At 42.9% G+C, this 19,015-nt stretch carries 17 protein-coding genes and 1 pseudogene; 11 read left to right on the top strand and 7 right to left on the bottom strand.

Going from position 1 to position 19,015, the window contains the following annotated elements; all coding sequences use genetic code 11:
* Positions 1 to 47 precede the first annotated feature (47 nt).
* From DM09_RS07000 to DM09_RS06975, 6 genes are all read left to right on the top strand, one after another.
* Complete coding sequence (locus DM09_RS07000) at positions 48 to 884, top strand: CvfB family protein (protein WP_038249059.1); 837 nt, start codon at positions 48 to 50, stop codon at positions 882 to 884.
* Positions 885 to 976: 92 nt separating this feature from the next.
* Positions 977 to 2,023, top strand: a complete 1,047-nt coding sequence (locus DM09_RS06995; RefSeq protein ID WP_038249056.1) for a TolB family protein — start codon at positions 977 to 979, stop codon at positions 2,021 to 2,023.
* Between the two features lie 21 nt (positions 2,024 to 2,044).
* The gene (trmFO, locus tag DM09_RS06990; RefSeq protein ID WP_038249054.1) at positions 2,045 to 3,382 is read left to right on the top strand and encodes a methylenetetrahydrofolate--tRNA-(uracil(54)-C(5))-methyltransferase (FADH(2)-oxidizing) TrmFO; all 1,338 of its coding nucleotides are present in this window, start codon (positions 2,045 to 2,047) and stop codon (positions 3,380 to 3,382) included.
* Positions 3,383 to 3,416: 34 nt separating this feature from the next.
* Positions 3,417 to 3,836: a DUF805 domain-containing protein gene (locus DM09_RS11115; protein ID WP_051938269.1), complete on the top strand. Its 420-nt coding sequence runs from the start codon at positions 3,417 to 3,419 to the stop codon at positions 3,834 to 3,836.
* 52 nt (positions 3,837 to 3,888) lie between these two features.
* Positions 3,889 to 5,610, top strand: a complete 1,722-nt coding sequence (locus DM09_RS06980; RefSeq protein WP_038249052.1) for a proline--tRNA ligase — start codon at positions 3,889 to 3,891, stop codon at positions 5,608 to 5,610.
* A gap of 20 nt (positions 5,611 to 5,630) precedes the next feature.
* A complete protein-coding gene (locus tag DM09_RS06975) occupies positions 5,631 to 6,284 on the top strand; it encodes a lytic transglycosylase domain-containing protein (protein WP_038249050.1) in 654 nt (217 codons plus the stop codon).
* Here DM09_RS06975 and DM09_RS06970 read toward each other — a convergent pair.
* A complete protein-coding gene (locus DM09_RS06970; RefSeq protein WP_038249232.1) occupies positions 6,277 to 6,996 on the bottom strand; it encodes a YebC/PmpR family DNA-binding transcriptional regulator in 720 nt (239 codons plus the stop codon). The genes DM09_RS06975 and DM09_RS06970 overlap by 8 nt on opposite strands.
* Before the next feature lie 79 nt (positions 6,997 to 7,075).
* Complete coding sequence (locus DM09_RS06965; protein ID WP_038249048.1) at positions 7,076 to 8,800, bottom strand: GNAT family N-acyltransferase; 1,725 nt, start codon at positions 8,798 to 8,800, stop codon at positions 7,076 to 7,078.
* Positions 8,801 to 8,939: 139 nt separating this feature from the next.
* Between DM09_RS06965 and DM09_RS06960 the strand changes: the two genes are divergently transcribed.
* The 4 genes from DM09_RS06960 to DM09_RS06945 are packed head-to-tail and all read left to right on the top strand — an operon-like array spanning position 8,940 to position 12,261.
* On the top strand, positions 8,940 to 9,797 hold the full coding sequence (locus tag DM09_RS06960; RefSeq protein ID WP_081881134.1) for a substrate-binding domain-containing protein: 858 nt from the start codon (positions 8,940 to 8,942) through the stop codon (positions 9,795 to 9,797).
* The gene (pstC, locus tag DM09_RS06955) at positions 9,798 to 10,658 is read left to right on the top strand and encodes a phosphate ABC transporter permease subunit PstC (RefSeq protein WP_051938268.1); all 861 of its coding nucleotides are present in this window, start codon (positions 9,798 to 9,800) and stop codon (positions 10,656 to 10,658) included.
* On the top strand, positions 10,655 to 11,473 hold the full coding sequence (locus tag DM09_RS06950; protein WP_038249046.1) for a PstA family ABC transporter permease: 819 nt from the start codon (positions 10,655 to 10,657) through the stop codon (positions 11,471 to 11,473). Before pstC ends, DM09_RS06950 begins: the two co-directional genes overlap by 4 nt.
* On the top strand, positions 11,470 to 12,261 hold the full coding sequence (locus tag DM09_RS06945) for a phosphate ABC transporter ATP-binding protein (protein WP_081881133.1): 792 nt from the start codon (positions 11,470 to 11,472) through the stop codon (positions 12,259 to 12,261). Before DM09_RS06950 ends, DM09_RS06945 begins: the two co-directional genes overlap by 4 nt.
* 587 nt (positions 12,262 to 12,848) lie before the next feature.
* Here the strand turns inward: DM09_RS06945 and mutS are convergent.
* Complete coding sequence (gene mutS / locus DM09_RS06940) at positions 12,849 to 15,446, bottom strand: DNA mismatch repair protein MutS (protein WP_232507779.1); 2,598 nt, start codon at positions 15,444 to 15,446, stop codon at positions 12,849 to 12,851.
* A 92-nt stretch (positions 15,447 to 15,538) separates the two neighbouring features.
* Between mutS and DM09_RS06935 the strand changes: the two genes are divergently transcribed.
* The gene (locus DM09_RS06935) at positions 15,539 to 15,889 is read left to right on the top strand and encodes a hypothetical protein (protein ID WP_038249043.1); all 351 of its coding nucleotides are present in this window, start codon (positions 15,539 to 15,541) and stop codon (positions 15,887 to 15,889) included.
* A gap of 121 nt (positions 15,890 to 16,010) precedes the next feature.
* Here DM09_RS06935 and DM09_RS11380 read toward each other — a convergent pair.
* The 4 genes and pseudogenes from DM09_RS11380 to ccoO form a co-directional block, all read right to left on the bottom strand.
* A pseudogene (locus DM09_RS11380) lies at positions 16,011 to 16,602 on the bottom strand (IS1595 family transposase).
* Between the two features lie 49 nt (positions 16,603 to 16,651).
* Positions 16,652 to 16,840: a hypothetical protein gene (locus DM09_RS06930; RefSeq protein ID WP_038249041.1), complete on the bottom strand. Its 189-nt coding sequence runs from the start codon at positions 16,838 to 16,840 to the stop codon at positions 16,652 to 16,654.
* 77 nt (positions 16,841 to 16,917) lie between these two features.
* Positions 16,918 to 18,015: a c-type cytochrome gene (locus DM09_RS06925; protein WP_051938267.1), complete on the bottom strand. Its 1,098-nt coding sequence runs from the start codon at positions 18,013 to 18,015 to the stop codon at positions 16,918 to 16,920.
* Between the two features lie 152 nt (positions 18,016 to 18,167).
* A complete protein-coding gene (ccoO, locus tag DM09_RS06920) occupies positions 18,168 to 19,013 on the bottom strand; it encodes a cytochrome-c oxidase, cbb3-type subunit II (protein WP_081881132.1) in 846 nt (281 codons plus the stop codon).
* Positions 19,014 to 19,015: the final 2 nt, after the last annotated feature.

Genomic DNA, 19,015 nt, shown 5'->3' with positions numbered 1-19,015 from the left:
ACATATACACACCATCCAGCAAAAGTTTCATCACTTGGAGTAGTTTTATGGTCTCTATTGGAAAAATAAATACATTACGCATCGTTAAAGAAGTTGATTTTGGCATATATTTAGATGGTGGAAAAGAATATTGTGAAATACTCTTACCCATACGTTATGTACCAAAAAATGTGCAAACTGATGATGACATTGAAGTGTTTATCTACTTTGATTCAGAAGATCGTATTATTGCCACCACAGAAGCACCTTATGCCCAAGTTGGCGAGTTTGCTTTTTTAGAAGTCGTTGATGTAAACAATACAGGGGCCTTTATGAATTGGGGCCTGATGAAAGATTTATTGCTGCCTTATGATGAGCAAACCCACCGCCCAGAAGTTGGTAAATCGTATGTGGTATATATTTTACAAGATGGCACAACGGGTCGCCCTATTGCCTCCATGAAAATCCGTGATTTTTTGGATGATGAATCGTTAAATGAATTCAAAGTTGGGCAAGAAGTATCGCTGATGAGTGCCAATAAAACCGATTTGGGTTATCAAATGATTATCAACAATACACATGTCGGTTTATTGCATCAGCATGAAGTGATTCGCAGCATCAAACATGGTGAAAAGTTCCAAGGTTTTATCCAAAACATCCGAGAAGACCGAAAAATCGATGTTTGTTTGCACCTCAAACCCAGTGAAAAAACAGCTGAAATTACAGACCTTATCTTATACAAACTCAAAGCCAATGGTGGTTTCTTAAACTTGCATGATAAAAGCGACCCCAAAGACATACAAAAGACCTTTGGCATCAGCAAAGGCATGTTCAAAAAAGCTTTGGGGGCCCTGTATAAACAAAAAAAAATAAGCATAACCTCAGATGGTATCCGCCTGTTATAAAATGTATTCGTAACATACGTCACATCGGCGAGCCCAACAATACGTATCCATCGCACTCCCATGAAACACCATACACGGAGGTATAACCCTAAATGAAAAAATTACTCGCCATATCTTTTGCTTTCATCAGCGTTAGCTCAGCTTATGCGCAAGAGCAACCACAGCTCCTTTTTAACAACCCTATCATCGACATTACTTACCCTGATGTAGCGGGTGATTATTTGGTGTACTCACAACGTGTACATAAATCCCACCAAATTATGCAATTGAACCGCCATCAGCTGGGTGGCGCAGCCAAACATGTGGATGCTGCATTTACAAACGAAGTGGTACGTTATGGCGCAGCCATTGCCAATGGTGATATTGCCTTTGTTAGCAATCGACTAGGTACGCTTACACCTTGGTTTGCAAGCGAACATGCACAAGTTGCCATGCATCCAGGTATGTTTCAGTCATTATTGATGCCCAATCACCTTGAAGTATCCGCAAACGGTGATACTTGGGTGTTTGACAGCAGCTTAGAAACTTCTCGCGCCCTGCGTATTAGCAAACAATTCACCGACAAAAAACTTGACCATGAGCTGCTAGGTCAAGCTTGGCGTATGTATCATGAGCGTTTATGGCTAAAAAAATCAGGTTACCCTAAAACAGAAGAAGGCATGGAAAACACCTTTGCCCAACCCCAACTGTTTGTTATGCACCCCAATAATAATAGCCTCACCATGTTGGGTGATGGTTTCGATGCAACTTTATCTCAAGATGGTAAAAGCATGGTATTTGTGCGAGAAACCCATGGTAACTTCGACCTTTGGATGCAAAACTTGGATGGTACAGGTCTCAAACGTTTGACCAAAAACATCTATGCCGATGTTGAGCCAAGCTTTAGCCCCGATGGTCAACGTGTTGCCTTTGTTTCCAACCGAAATAGCCGTGGTGATGTATTACAAACCTTTATTCATGTACTCAACATACAAACAGGAAAAATTACAGCCGTAACATCGGGTATGGGCACCATTGATGGCGGTCCATCTTGGCTTGATAATCATACCATTATATTCCACTCCAACCGCGACCCTAAAGCGCCAAGTACCGATACAGTGGACAACTGGCGTTTATGGACAGTAGCTTTGCCGAAATAAGTTTGATGGAGTAATACCAATATGAGCCAGCAACAAACCATTCACATCATAGGCGCAGGTTTGGCTGGCTCAGAAGCGGCTTGGCAATTAGCCAAACAAGGTTTTGCAGTCAACTTGTATGAAATGCGTCCAACCCGCATGACACCAGCGCATAAAACGGATAAATGCGCAGAGCTTGTTTGTTCCAACTCATTCCGTGCGGACAACTTGGAAAATGCAGTGGGTTTATTGCATGAAGAAATGCGTCAGCTTGATTCACTCATCATGTTTACAGGCGATGCATGCAAAGTGCCTGCTGGTGGCGCGATGGCTGTGGATAGAGAGTTGTTTTCTAGCACGGTTACCCAAAAATTAGAAAATGAACCATTAATTACACTCATCAAAGAAGAAGTCACTGAAATACCCAAAGATGGTATCGTCCTTATTGCCTCTGGACCTTTAACATCCGATGCTTTGTATCAATCTATTCAGCAACTTACAGGCGAAGAGCATTTGAGTTTCTTTGATGCAATTGCTCCCGTTGTGGATGCTGAAACTGTGAACATGGACATTGCCTACTGGAAATCACGCTATGATAAAAATGTAGTCGAAGGTGAAGATGGCGATTATTTAAATTGCCCTATGAATGAAGAACAATACAAAACCTTTATTCAAGAGTTGTTAAATGCTGAATACATGGCGTTTAAAGACTTTGAAGATGTACCATTTTTTGATGGCTGCATGCCGATTGAAGTCATGGCTGAGCGAGGCATTGATACCCCCCGCTTTGGTCCGATGAAACCTGTGGGGTTAGAACACCCTGAAACAGGTGAGGAATTTTATGCTGTGGTGCAACTACGCCAAGATAATCGTGCCAAAAGCCTTTTAAATATTGTTGGTTTTCAAACCAAAATGAAATATAGCGAACAACTGCGCGTATTCCGCATGATTCCAGGTCTAGAAGAAGCCGAGTTCTTTAAGCTAGGAAGTTTGCACCGCAACACATTCATCAAATCCCCTCTTCTGTTGGACAAATCACTTCGCCTGAAAAAAGAACCACGCATTATGTTTGCGGGTCAAATCACGGGGGTGGAAGGTTATGTGGAATCAGCAAGCATGGGGTTGATGGCTGGCAGGTTTATCGCTGACATCATGCGCGGTCATGAACCCAACATTCCACCTGAAGATACTGCTATGGGCGCATTATTAGGACATATTTCAGGCACACATATTTCAAGCTTTCAACCCATGAATATCAATTTTGGCTTGCTGCCCACCGCTCCCAAACGCGATGGTAAGAAACGCCTTAAAAAGTCCGAACGCAGACGTTTGGTGTCTGATAAAGCCTTGGCATCATTAGCAGCTTGGAAAAATATCTAAACTTTTCCAAGTGCTCTTAATTGGGAGATAGTTTATGCAACATTTTATCAGAGCATTTGAATTGTACGGTGTGTTCACAGGCCGTTCCACACGCGAAGAATATTGGATGTTCACCTTGATTTATTTACTGGTCTATCTTGTGCTTTCAGCCATTGCATTGATGTTTGAAAGCCAAGTATTTCAAGTTATGCTAACCATACTCTCTTTTGCTGTCATCATCCCCAGCTTAAGCATCACAGCCCGCCGCTTACATGATGTAGGGCGCTCAGGCTGGTGGCAACTTTCACCTTATATTGGCATGGTTTTCAGCTTGGTTGGCATATTCCAAGAATCAAAAGTGTTAATGATAAGCGGTGCTATTTTCATGCTCACCCTTTTTGTTATTTTATTGGTATTCCTCGTCAAACCCAGCGAAGAAGACAATAAATATGGTAAAAAAACTCTGAACGCCTAAATACCTACACTCTTCTGCTTGCAGGGTTGGATGTATGCTTTAGCTTAGCGCCATGCGTTATTCAAAACTTTTCTCCCCTACTCTTAGAGACACCCCTGCCGATGCAGAAGTGGTGTCGCACCAACTTTTGCTTCGTGCTGGTTTTATTCGCCGTGTCACTTCGGGTGTGTATGATTATTTACCCTTGGGTTTACGTGTATTGCGTAATATCGAAAAAATCGTGCGCGAAGAAATGAACCGCGCAGGTGCGCAAGAATTATTGATGCCTATGGTGCAACCATCAGAATTTTGGCAGAAATCCGAGCGTTGGGACAAATACGGCCCTGAACTTCTTCGTTTTAAAGACCGTCATGGACATGAATCTTGCCTTGGTCCTACCCATGAAGAAGTAATTTGTGATTTGGTCAGCCGTGAATTAAAATCGTACAAACAGCTACCAATGAACTTGTATCAAGTGCAAAACAAGTTTCGCGATGAAATTCGCCCTCGTTTTGGGTTGATGCGTGGGCGTGAGTTTGTGATGAAAGATGCCTATTCTTTCCATGCATCACCTGAATGTTTAGCAAAAGAATACCAAAACATGTTTGATACTTACCACCGCATTTTTAATCGTCTGGGTTTAAAATTTCGCGCTGTAGAAGCAGATAATGGTTCCATTGGCGGTTCAGCAAGTCATGAGTTTCATGTGTTGGCAGAATCAGGCGAAGATTTGATTACCCATTGTTCGGCGTGTGATTATGCTGCCAATGTTGAAAAAGCATTGTCCACGCCAGTCGAATATTTAGGTGAAGACAGTGCTTTAATTGAAGTATCCACGCCCAATAAAAGTGCGGTTGAAGATGTGGCAACATTTTTGAAAGTAAAACCATCATCTTTGCTTAAAACCCTTGTTTATGTTGCCATTGGTGGTGAAAACGATGGGCAAATTATTGCTGCTTGTGTGCGTGGCAATGACAATGTACAGGAAATAAAATTAGCACGTACCATTGGTGCCGATGAAGTTACTTTGGCATCGGTGGAGCAACTTTTAGCTATTGGCACTGTGACTGGTTTTGCAGGACCCATCCAACTCAACTGCCCCATATATATAGATCAATCGCTGCAACATGCTGTTGGTCTTGTTGCTGGTGCAAACAAAAAGGATATACACATCACTGGTCTAAATATTAACCGTGATATTCAGGGTGCTATTTTTGCTGACTTGCGTGAAACCCAAGTGGGTGATACTTGTGGAAAATGCGGCAAAGGACACATGGAAATGTCGCGCGGTATTGAGGTGGGTCACATCTTTGAATTGGGTACCGTGTATGCTAAACCTATGGAAGTATTGTTTCAAAATGAACAAGGCAAACGTGATATTGCCACCATGGGTTGTTATGGTATTGGTGTATCACGCTTGATGGCAGCTGTCGTGGAGCAGTGCAATGATGATTATGGCATTATGTGGCCGGTTAATCTAGCGCCTTTCCAAATATCTGTGATTACACTTGGTAAGTCTGAATCTGCATTTACCGCATCAGAAAAGATTTATACCCAGCTTCTTGATGCTGGTGTTGATGTCATCTGGGATGACCGCAAGGAAAGCCCTGGCGTAAAATTCAAGGATGCCGAGTTAACAGGTATCCCCCTACGCATTGTCGTTGGTGACCGAGGTTTAGATAATAATACTTTGGAAATCAAAACACGTTGGGGTGGAAAAGAAGAAGCTACACCTGATGCTGCAAGCCAAAAGGCATTAGACATGCTGCATCACTTGCAGCAGGAGACCAACTGAGCCAAAGCTTTAAACAGTTCATGACCGCCAAACATAAAGGCGGTCTGGTTGTGATTTTGGGTCTGGGTTTTATTGTCACTTTGCCTCTGCTGTTATTAAGCACGCCCGATGAAAAACAACGGCTCACCCAAAGCACAGCCACCATGCGTATTTTAGAACATCACGTGGGTTTACTCGATGTTACCCCCGATGAACGTAAAGAATTAAAAACTCTACTAAACAAAAAAGTAAAACCTTTAAGTAACCAACCTGAACGGGATGCATGGGTGGCGCAAGTAAGCCCCAAAATCATGCAGTATGAAAAAAATGAACATAATGCAAAAGCGATTGCACGATGGGTTTGGGTATATGCGCAACGCCATGAGCTAGACCCCAACTTAATTCTTGCGCTCATTACGATTGAATCACAATTTGACCCGTTTGCAGTGAGCAGCGTAGGCGCGCAGGGGCTGATGCAAATTATGCCATTCTGGAAAAAAGAGCTGGGCAATGAAAGTGACAACTTGTTTGATGTTGCCACCAATATTCGTTATGGCTGTGCTATTCTTAAACACTATTTTAAGCGTTATAAAACAGCAGAAAAAGCATTGGCTGCGTACAATGGCTCTAAAGGAAGAAGCAAATATCCCAACAAAATATTTGCTGTCTTACCTCAGTTTCAGCGAATTAATTAAGCTCCGCATTGTGATACACTTTTTGTACATCATCACAATCATTTAAAGCTTCAAGTAAACCTTTAAAATCTTCTACATCATCGCCCGTAACCGCGCATAATGTTTGGGGTTCATATGAAATATCATCCACTTCAAATGTAATATCCGGATAAGCCTCAGTAAGCGATGTTTTGGCTTTGAAATACTCCGTATGGGGCACCAATACTGTCATCATCCCATCTTCAAGCTCAATATCCTGCACATCAACATCTGCCATCATTAACGCTTCAAGCACAGCTTCTTCATCATCACCTTTAAAGACAAACACAGCAACGTGGTCAAACATATGTGCAACAGCACCAGGTCCACCCAATTTAGAAGCATTTTTTGTAAAACATTTGCGCACATCAGCAAAGGTACGGTTAGGGTTATCCGTTAAACAATCCACAATCACCATGCAGCCCGCAGGGCCAAAACCTTCATAACGCGCAGGCTGAAAATCTTCGCCCGCTCCGCCTTCTGCTTTATCCAAGGCATTTTTAATCACATGTGCTGGTACTTGATCTTTTTTTGCATTATCAATCAAACGACGCAGCGATAAATTACCATCGGGGTCAATGCCACCACTTTTAGCACACACATAAATTTCACGACCATATTTAGAATAAATCTTGGTCTTCATGCCTGCCGTTTTCGCCATATCTTCTTTTTTGTTTTGGTAAGCTCTGCCCATAATCACACACTCTCTTTGTTTGCGCTGTTTTTCAATGCGCAACAAACCTGTGTTTTATACCCAAAAAGTCAATGTGTGGTTACTTCACTTCCCACGTTATATAACGTTTACGCGTTTTTTCATGCAGTCGTGTTAAATCCACAACAACTAAGCCATCAATACAATTGGCAAAATCTGGGTCAATATTAAAACCTAAAAAATGAACACCTTCAGGCTGACAAATCTCAGTATATTGTTTATACAGTGTTGGCACGGTACAACCCATGTGTTTTAAGCTTGATTTGAGGTGCATGAAATCTTTCTTGTAATCCTGACCTGAAAACTGCTTTGCCAATTCCTCCTGCGTATGCGGTGCAATACGATAAGGAAGCTTGGCTGTCACTTTGCAATCCTTATCGCCAAAATAAAGCGTATAGAAATAGACCAACAAATCTTTCGCCGCAGCTTGATAATGGTCGCTCAAAGATACTGGGCCTAATAGATAACGGTATTCAGGGTGTTGGCGCAAAAATGCACCAATACCATACCACAAATAATCCAAACTACGCCTGCCCCAATAACGCGGTTGCACAAAGCTCCGCCCAAGCTCTAAGCCTTGTTCCATCATAGGCTGCATGGCGGGTGAAAAATGAAAAAGGGTTTGGCTATATAGTGGTGTATCATTTGGGTTAGTTTGTAAAACCTCTTGGATTTTACATAAACGGTACGCCCCCACGATTTCCAAGTCTTGTTCATCCCACAAAACCAATTGAAAGCAATGGCTATCATATTTATCCACATCGCGGCGTGAACCTGTGCCTTCGCCCACTGCCCGAAATGCAATCTCTCGCAACCGCCCAATTTCACGCATCAAACTGCTATCGGCATGATATTCTGCCAGATAGATTTGTTTACCATCTTGGGTTTTCCCCAGTAGTTCACAGGCTTGCAACTCTTGGCGTAGGGCTTGACGTTTTTCAGGGTGGGCAATGGGTGATATGCTTTCAAAAAGTGCGGGTTTGTGGCTACCCAAGCGATACAGGTGTTTTTTCATCAGCTTGGCTTTGGCATCCATGGGCAACTTTACATGTTCCAAAGCTTCCACGGGAATTAGCTTACCAATCGAAACAGCAACAGAGCGTTTAGCCTGTTTATACATTTCGCGCACCAACCACAATGTGGAAAGTGGTCTTGCCAACCACGATAAAGCGTAGAAAAAAGCAGAGTTTCGCCCGTTCACATAAATGGGAAGAATGGGTGCTCTACTCGCACTGGCAATTTGTAAAAAACTTCGGTTCCACTTGCCATCTTTAATGCCCGACGGGCTCAAACGTGAGACTTCTCCTGCTGGAAAAATAATTACCGCCCCTTCATGTTGTAAATGTTGATATACCGCTTTGAGTTGTGATGGTTTGGTATTGCCTCCCATATTATCCACAGGCAACAGCAAACCATGAATGGGTTGAATACTGGACAACACTTGATTGGCAACCGCTTTCACATCCGTGCGAACCTGCCCCACAAGCTTGAGTAATACAGCAGCATCCAAAGTGCCCAAAGGATGATTGGCAACAATCACCACTCGCCCTGTGCTGGGGATTCTCTCCAATTCTTTGGCATTGATGGTGTAGGAAAAATCAAAGTGCTCAAGAATTTGTTCAACAAAATCTAAACCTTGTAGATGTGGATATTGCGCTTGGAATTTTTGCAGTTCGCGTTCATGGAAAAGCATGCGCAATGCAGATTTGACAGGTTTAGAAAACAACCACGGTTTGGCTGCCACTTTAGGAAAGTTCTTCGTCACAACTTGGTCAATATCCAACATATCAGCCTCCGTGTTTGTACACAAAAACCATGATATATGCCCACTGTGTTATCTGCATGACAAATCATGAAAAAAAATGTAAGTCTTTTCGCTTGCCATCGACTTAAACTCAGCAATGATACTTCGAGGGAGAAAATTCATGTTTAAACCATTACTACTTTTAACCTGCTTATGTTTCACCACCCCCTTATTGGCTGATGGATGGGCGGGTGAACAAGTGGATGAACAGCTTGATAAACGCATACATGTAGTAGGTTCAACCACCGTATTACCCGTGGTTTCACAGGCTGCAACATTATACCATCAACAACACCCTGATATTAAAATTACGGTATCAGGCGGTGGCTCAGGCGTAGGTATTGCTTCTGTTATCCAAGGCATAGCGCAAATCGGCATGGCTTCACGTAATACCACAGCGGAAGAACAAGCCAAACTAGAGGGCAAGGTCGATAATATTGTTATCGCAGCCGATGCCGTCGCTGTTGCAGTTTCGAAAGCAGTATATGAAAGCGGTGTCCACGCCTTAAGTGTAGGGCAAATCGCGGATATTTATCGTGGCAATATTCGTAACTGGAAGGATGTAGGAGGTTTGAATGCACGTATTGTAGTGATTGATAAAGAAGCATCACGCGGTACACGCCATGTCTTTGCCGAAGCTATTTTGGGCGACAAACACGCCCGCGCAAAAGGTGCATCCATCATTTCAGGCTCCAACAATGAAGAACAAGCCATTATCTCACGCAGCCATGCTGCCATTGGCATGTTATCCAATGCTTGGCTGAATGATAAAGTGCGTGGCATTGCTATTATTGTTGATGGAAAATTGATTTCACCAACTATTGAACATGTGCGTGATCATAGCTATCCGCTGGCGCGTGGTTTGCATGTATTGCTACCCAAAAATGCCTCAAAAAACGCCCAAGATTTCGTACAATTCTTGCTCGCCAAACAAGGGCAAACCATTGTCCAAGAAGTGGGTTATTTACCTGTTCACTAAATGTTAATATCACGCCCATCGATACTTGCCAGTTTTGTTTGGCTTGGCTGCTTGGCCGCAGTCTTTAGCATTGCTGTGTTGCTGTGGTTTTTATGGGATAGTGCTTGGTTGTTCTTCCAGCAATTTGGCATCCAAACCTTATGGTTAGATGAATGGTACCCCTACGAAAATTTATATGGTTTTTTGCCCGCCATTACAGGCACAGCTTGGGCACTATTGATTGCTTTGCTTATTGCAATCCCCTGCGGGCTTGCTGCTGCTATTGTCAGCAGTGAAATCGTATCTTCAACATGGCAGGCATGGATTCGTTTAAGCATGGAAGTCTTGGCAGGCATTCCTTCTGTGGTGTATGGGCTGATTGGGCTTTGGTTATTGCTTCCTTTATTACAATCCCACTTAGACCTGCTCACAGGACATAGCTTGCTTGCCGCAGGTTTGATTTTGTCACTCATGATATTGCCCACCATCATGCTGATGGCACAAGATGCCTTACAAGGTGTGGCAGCGGAACAACGTGAAGCAGCGAAGCTATTGGGTTTAAATTGGAACCAAATCCTATTGCGCATCTTATTACCCCAAGCATGGGCTGGCATTCGCAGTGGCATATTATTGGCTATTGGGCGCGGTTTGGGTGAAACCATGGCTGTGATGTTGGTCGTGGGTTCACTCGATAGAATGCCCCAACCTTTTTATAATATCTTAGAGCCCGCACAAACATTGACCTCTCGCATAGGCAGAGAAATGGGCGAAGCAGCCTTTGGCTCGATTCACTTTTCAGCATTGATGGCATGTGGGCTGATACTCGCCATCCTTGCCCTAATCTTCAGCTTTAGCGCACAAAAAATGAGACCTAGCACATGAAAATCATCCTCATCTTGCTTGCGATACCAGCCATGTTATTGCCCGCGGCATGTGTGCTTTATATCTTTTACCAAGCCATGCCTGCGCTCAACCTCTCGCTTATCTTTGGTTCGGATATAAGCGTTGTTGGTGTAAATAGCATAGGACAATCCATACTTCCACAAATCACAGGCTCCTTATTATTGATGGCTTTGGCATGTTTTATCGCCTTACCCATCGCTTTTAGCATTGCACTGTTTCATGCTTTTTGGGCAAGTCAGCGTCAAAAACAACTGTTGATGGCGGTATTACAAATGTTGCAAGGCATTCCGCCCATTGTATATGGTTTATGTGGGTTGATTGTATTGGTACACACCCTGCAATGGGGCATTTCTCTGGCTACAGGTGGCGTGATTCTAGCTATCATCATTTTACCTTTGCTCAGCAACAGTCTTATCCATGCTTTTGCCCGTATCCCTCATGAACAAACCGATGCTGCTTTATCATTGGGGCTTTCTAAGTTTAAGGTGATTGTGCGCGTTTGGCTACCTGCATCATGGTCAAATATACTCACAGGTTTATTATTAAGCATGGCTCGCGCCTTATCTGAAACAGCTCCCATATTGTTCACTGCCACCGTATTTTCAGGCATCACATGGCCTGATTCCATCTTTTCACCCGTCACCAGCTTACAAACCCATATTTTTTACCTTGCCCAAGAAGGCAGCAATGTCCAAGCGATTCACACCGCATGGGCATCGGCTGCCACACTATTGTTGTTGGTCTTATGTTTTTCATTAACAGCTTGGTATCTGCGGAGGTATGACAGAGCATGATGCAAACCCATAAAGATGTTATCAATATACCCAAAATACATACCCAAGAAGACTCCCTTGTTGTTAAGCAATTATGCCTTCAACTTGAAAATAAGCCTATCCTTAAAAACATCAGTTTTTCACTCGCTAACACTGGCATCACCACGTTGATTGGACCTTCAGGTGCAGGTAAAAGCTCATTGCTTCGCTGTTTAAACATGCTGCACAGCACTTGGCAAGGCGATATTCAAATCAACCAAACCAGTATCAAACACTGGCAAGGTGGTGAAGATAATCTGCGTCAATTTGTGGGTTTGATTGCTCAAAAACCGGCTGTGTTCCCAGTAAGCATTGCTGACAATGTTACCTTTGGCTTGACTCGCAAACAGCGCAAGCAAGATACATCCGAACGTACCCATGATTGCCTCGCCCAAGCTGCCCTTTGGGATGAAGTGAAAGACCGATTACACCAACCCGCCGTCACCCTATCCATTGGGCAACAACAGCGCTTATGCCTTGCTCGTGCTTTGGCTCTGCAACCCTCCATACTGCTATTGGATGAACCCACAGCATCATTAGACCCGCGCTCTAAACAGTTGATTGAAATATCGCTTCGCACCTTGGCAAAAAACATGCCTATCTTGTGTGTCACCCACGACTTGGAACAAGCCAAACGTTTACAAGGTCAACTTATTTTTATGTGTGGTGGAAAAATCATTGAAACAGGTGATAGCCAAGAACTATTGCAAAATCCACAAAGACTGGAAACCCGTGAATTTCTGCGCTGGGAAGTCTGTGATTGTGACTAATGATATTTTAAGTGGGCTTATTTCAAACCCGCTTATATAGAGCTTCCTCAAAAAGTATTAAAACGACCACGAAGCACACGAAGTAAATAAACACTTATCTCCTTTGCTAAGCTGCGCCTGAGCGTCTTGTGGCAAACGCAGTAACACGCGCCCCTTTTGTCGCAAGTAAGCGAAGGAAACAAGCAGATTATAAAGGGCAGTTTTTTGGTTCGTTTTTGGCTGCCCAAAAATGAACAAACATCCCTTATACAAAAACCTTGTATTTTTTTTGAAATGAAGATTACACCTTTACCTTGCGGCTAGCTTCCAATGAAAACAACAGCCTAAGTTCTAAGTCATGTGCAAGCTTTTTTGCATCAAATCCATCATAAGCTTTGCACTTAATGTGCAGCTGAAAATATTATATTATATCAATAGGATATGAATTGACGAGTTTAATCTATACAAACGAACTGACTTATAGCAATCGCATGAAATATTGCCTTGGTAGGCATATTCACCGCAGTACCCGCAAGAAGCCTTCCCCTTGCGGGTACTGCGGTGAACCAAAACGAATGCTCTATTCTGATGCAATTCCCCTACCCGACTTAAGATAGTTTCTTTTTTAATTCGTCCAAAAAAGTCAGGGCATCAAGGGGACGCATATTGTTAATATCGGCTGCTTCAATCATGCTTTCCACCACTTCCAAACGTTTTAAACTTTCTTCTTGTTTACGTTTTTCTGCTTCAGCAAACAAACCCAACTGCGTTTTTCCTGATTCAGCCTGCAATTGTGAATCATGCTCAAGCCTATACAAATGTTCGCGTGCAGACTTCACCACATCACGCGGCAACCCTGCCAATTGTGCGACGGCAATGCCGTATGACCTATCCGCAGCATCTTCAACCACCTGATGCATAAAAATCACTTCACCCTTCCATTCACGCACCGTTACTGATGCATTAAAGGCTGTAGCATGTGTTTCAGGCAAATCGGTTAATTCATGGTAATGCGTGGCGAACAAGGTGAGTACATCTTTAGCAGCAATCAAGCGCTCAGCCACAGCCCATGCAATGGCAAGACCATCCCAAGTGCTGGTGCCGCGCCCAATCTCATCCACAATCACCAAAGACTTAGGTTCAAGGTGATTCAAAATGGCAGCCGTTTCCATCATTTCGACCATAAAAGTTGAACGCCCAGAAGATAATTCATCCCCTGCTCCAACACGGGTAAACAGACGTTTGGTGATCGGGATTCGTGCCGCTTCAGCAGGCACAAAACAACCCACATGTGCTAACCAAACAATCCATGCCACTTGGCGCATGTATGTCGATTTACCACCCATGTTTGGTCCTGTTAGCAACATAAACTGGCGCTTACGCATATCCATATGCGTATCATTGGCGACAAAAGGAGAATCATTAAGAAACTGTTCCACCACTGGGTGACGACCACCTTCAATTTTGAGGCTAGACCCACCATGGACTTCAGGACAAACATACTGATGCGTAACCGCCAAACCTGAAAAACAAGTGAATACATCTAAACTTGCCACTGCCAAAGCCGCAGCTTGAATGACACTGGTTTTGGCAGTGATGTGCTGTTGCAATTCTGCCACCAAAGTTTCTTCTTTTTGCATGGCAGCATCTTTGGCACCCAATATTTCGGATTCAAATGTATGTAACTCATCGGTGATAAACCGCTCTGCATTGACCAAGGTTTGCTTGCGTACATATTCAGGTGGTGCGGAAGTGGCTTGGGCTTTGGATATTTCAATAAAATAACCAAATACTTTATTATATTTCACCCGCAAATTGGCAAGCCCAGTGCGCTCTCGCTCTTTGGCTTCGTAGGTTTTAAGCCAATCATCGGCATCCCCTGCCAAGGTGCGCAACCTGTCTAGTTCCGCATCAAAACCTTGCCGAATCACCCCGCCATCACGAAACAATGCAGGTGGCAAATCAACCAAGGCAGACGATAACAATGCACCCAACTCTTCAAGACCCAACATGGCTTCGCGCATGGGTTTAAACAGCCCACTTCTATCTTGCAAAGCTGAAATCAATGCGGGTAAAGCTAAAATACTATCAGTTAAACCCCGATAATCCCTTGGTGCTGCACGGTGTAATACAATACGCGCCAGCATGCGCTCCATATCACGAATATGTTTTAAACCTTCTGCTATAGATTCACGTGTTTCCACATCATCAACCAAACTTTGTACAGCTTGCTGACGTTGTTTAATCTGCTCTAGCTCAGTAAGTGGGTTATCAATCCAATCACGAATCAAACGTGCACCCATAGGCGTTTGCGTTTTATCCAGTGCTGAAATCAAACTGCCCTTACGCTGACCTGTCATAGTGCAATGCACTTCTAAATTACGCCGCGAGCGCATATCAATACGCATCCCCTGCTGCTGCTCTTGATACACGGGCAAACTCAAATGTGCCATACTGCTCTTCTGTGTTTGTTCTACATACACCAACACCGCAGCAACCGCTTTGGCAATCACCTCATGGGCTTCTAAATTGAGCGATGACCAATCACCCAAACCAAAGAATTGTGCAAGTTTCTCTTTGCATACTTCAAGTGAATAACTCCAGTCACCCACTTCCCATGTCTTCATGCCACTTGGAATTTGTGAAATATCAATGTCCCGCTGAACCAAAAGTTCCGCAGGGTTGAGTACACTTAAATACTCCTGCAATAATTGCCCATCATTCAAACTGCCTTGCTCCAATTTCCATTGCCCAGAAGCAACATCCAAAGAAGCCACTGCCCACATATCATGCTTCAAATATAAAGCAGCAAGAGGTGCTGAAGTTTCTTGCTCTAGCAACGAAGATTCAGTGATGGTGCCAGGTGTAACAATACGTACTACTTCCCGTCGCACTGGCCCTTTGCTTGCATCCGCAGCTTCCATTTGGTCGCAAATGGCAACCCTACAACCTGCAGCAACCAATTTGGCTAAATAGCCCTCAGCTTGATGCCAAGGTACACCTGCCATAGGAATATCATCGCCATTGGCTTTACCACGTTTAGTTAATGTAATATTAAGAATTTTAGCCGCTTCAATCGCGTCATCAAAAAACATCTCATAAAAGTCACCCATGCGATAAAAAAGCAAACAATCAGCATGCTCTGCTTTGATTTTGAGGTACTGCTGCATCATGGGTGTATGTTCTGGTTTTTTCTTTGTTGCCATCGCGTAAACCTAGCGTGATGTATAAAAAAACCTACCCATTGTTGAGCTTCTTCACTTTTTACTTACACTGCCAAATATTCAAAGGAGTTGACATGCAAGAGCTTGATGAAGATAAAAGTACAGAGCGTTTTTATAAAATTAGTTATTTTTTGATTCCTGTACCCATGATTGCCTTCGCAATTATTGCAGTTTACATGAGTATGACAGCTGATTCACACATTGATGCCTTTTGTACGATTTCAGCACAAGCCAGCGACTATAAAAAAGACCCTTTGCAGCGGGAAGACTTTAAATTACTTGAAGAAATGACCTTGGACTATTGCAAACAAAATGATGAAAATATTGATGCTGGCGATGGTCGTGTTCAAGGGCGTGTACGTTGGTTTGAGTGCCGTGGTACAAGCTGTGGTCCAGGATGGCAAAACTTTCTCGTTGAAAAATAACTACCGTCTATAAAAACTTTTGGGCTGCCCCCATCAACTAGACACTATCTTTACAACATTAAGGGGCTGTCCCAGATAACTAGACATTATACTTTCTAACCCACTGTTTTAACAACGCTAATTACTCTTTTGGACTTGGGTTGTTAAAACGCCACTCACATTCCTTCAAAAAGTAGTGCAAATGTTTTTTGGGAACACCATTAAATTTTACGCATATGAGGTTTTCTTCCAAAGGTTTTCAATGCTATTGATCTCATTATGCGATGTGCAAAGAGCTTTGAATGGTTAATTCGACAGTGCTTAAACTCAGACATGAACCCCGCCAACAGTCAGTATATACGATACGATTAGGCTTTAATTTATTTTGAATAACAGGCATTAAGGTTGATAGTTTTACATAAGATATAATTTTGGTATAAACTTTGCCGTCCCTTTTAAGTAAACCAAAGCAGTACTTTACCCGCAGCAGCCCTACCTCGTTTCCCTTCCCTGTGACAGCCAAAGTAGCTCTCATCAACTCCGATCTCACCACTTAAAATTTAGCTGCTTCTTGCTCAACTTCAGTGCTAATATTACCCGTAAACGATGATAATAATATGCACCTGCTTACGATTTACGCTTACCTACTCACAAGCACAGCTAGATGTGCTTCCAGCTACAAAATGTTCCATTAGCCGTAGCTGTTTTGAATAAATTAATCGGCTCTTACTCATACTGCCCCCACCATAACTATTTCTAGATATCAAGGACAGACCCAAACTTTTATTTTTTCTTCTTAGCACCACCAAAAGTTAACCAATACACACCAATCAGTGCCGTTGGTGTCCAAACAAATACCCTATGTATCATATAGTTTGGCCAAGTAATGCCAAAGATGGAATCAATGGCAAACAACAACAACCAAATCATCAATAACCCGATCAACGTTGCTTTTAATGTAGTTAAATTCATCAGCAAACCCTCACAACTATATCAAAAAAAAGGCGACCAATATGGCCGCCTTTTCTATTTATAATAGCCTAAAAAACTTATTCAGGCTCAGCAGCCATGCCACCACCCATTTGGTGTACACGAACAGCTAAAATCTTGATTGATGTTTCATCAAGACGACCGCCCCATGCAGGCATAGTACCTTTACGTCCGTTGGTAATGGTTTCTTTAATGGTTGCTAAATTGCCACCAAAACGCCAAATACCATCAGTCAAGTTTACAGCACCTGTATCAAAGTCTCCATTTAGCATAGAACCTTTAGCGTTTGCACTATGACAACCAGCACAGGTTTCTTGGAAAAGCTCATTTGCAGCTGCAAATGTTGGATTGTTAGCACCTTTCACCAACTCACCATCATCATTAAGCTCAGCATCACCCGTTGACAAACCATCATGAATAAATGTAGCAAGTTTATCAACATCCGATGCAGTTAGCTCGTCATTCCCACCTTTAGGAGGCATTTCAGCTTGACGACCATCTGTAATGGTTTCAATGATTTTTGCAGTCCAACCACCATACAACCAATCATCATCAGTTAAGTTTGGAAATGATTCACCAGGATGTGCTTTGTTCAAGTTACCTTGACCACCAGAGCCATGACATGCTGCACAGTTATCACCGAACAACACCACTGAACGACCCAATGCAAATTGACGCATTTCATCATCTGCAATAATTTCATCTGCAGACATGGTTGCCAATTTCTTCATGTAACCTTCACGAACAGCTTCAATTTCAGCTACATCATCACGCATTTCATTGATAGCTGTCCAGCCATTCAAATACTTGCGATCGCCAGCTTTAATGGTTAGCTCATTATAACCTTTAGCTTTTAATGCATCAATTTCAGACTGAGTCCAGTTTTCACCTTCGTAGTATTTATTGATGCCCAATACACCCATAATACCTTTCGAGTGTCCGTGAACAAACATTTCTGTTCCCGTGATACTATTAATAGCATTTTGCATCTTAAGGTTTAGCGGTGTTGATGGATAAATGATGTAGTAACATGTTACGAAGGTAAGGCCTATATAGAAGCCCCAAGCCCACCACGTTGGTGGTTTATTGGTTAATTCTCTAATGCCGTCCCACTCATGGCCTGTGCTGCCATCATTTGGAGCGTTATGATCACTCATGATTTTCCCTCCTCGGAAATATTATCATTATCTTCATCGAAAATAATGTTTTTTTGATTTGTATACTCTTCGTCCTTTTTACGGAAGAAAGCCACATAGGCAATCGCCGTAAAAAGGCATATAAGAATGGTTAACGTACCAAAGCTCACGTATTACTCACGGTAAGGTTGACCAAATTTATCATGGTAATAGTCAACGCCTTCTTCAAAGTGAACATGTGTACCAAGCTGCTGTAGGTATGCAATCAATGCATCCATTTCAGTAACATCAGAAGCATCGCCATCAAATGCACGTACATTCAACTCAGTAGGTTCAAATGAATCAGTCCACTGAATCACTTTACCATCATGCTTCCAAGTTTTACGTTCATATCTAGCACGAAGAGCATCTTCACCTTCACCGTCATCAACGCCAGCTTGTGCTTTCAAATCCGCTTCCCAATTCGCAATATCGTCAGCGCTATACGGCACATTCATCATGGCCAACACTTCCATACGTTTCTTGGTCAAGCTTGTATCCAACTTACGTTCTTCTAAGAAATAGTAATTTGGCATTACAGATTCAGGAACAACTGAACGTGGATGACGCAAATGTTGAATATGCCATGCATCGGTATATTTATGACCAACACGTGCCAAGTCAGGACCAGTACGTTTTGAACCCCAAGCGTAGTTATGGTCGAAACCCGACTCAATCGCTAACGAGAAGTGACCATAACGTTCTTTTTCATCACGAAAAGGACGAATCATTTGCGAGTGACATAAGAAACAACCTTCACGACGGAAAATAGCAAAACCTTCAAGCTCAAGTGGCGTCAATGGGCGCACACCTTCAACATTCGGCTCAGAATCTTCCAAATGGTATGCAGGAATAATCTCCACAATACCACCCACCGCTACCAAGATAGCTACGAAGACTGCTAAAATAGGTAAGTTTGATTCGATGGTATCATGAGGAATACCGCGAATCATTCCACCTTCTTTTTTGTATTCAGACATCG

It is taken from the genome of Ghiorsea bivora (assembly GCF_000744415.1).
In the GTDB taxonomy this organism is placed as follows: Bacteria; Pseudomonadota; Zetaproteobacteria; order Mariprofundales; family Mariprofundaceae; genus Ghiorsea; species Ghiorsea bivora.
The sequence above is the reverse complement of the archived record's forward strand: the minus strand, read 5'-3'. Positions and strand labels throughout refer to the sequence as shown.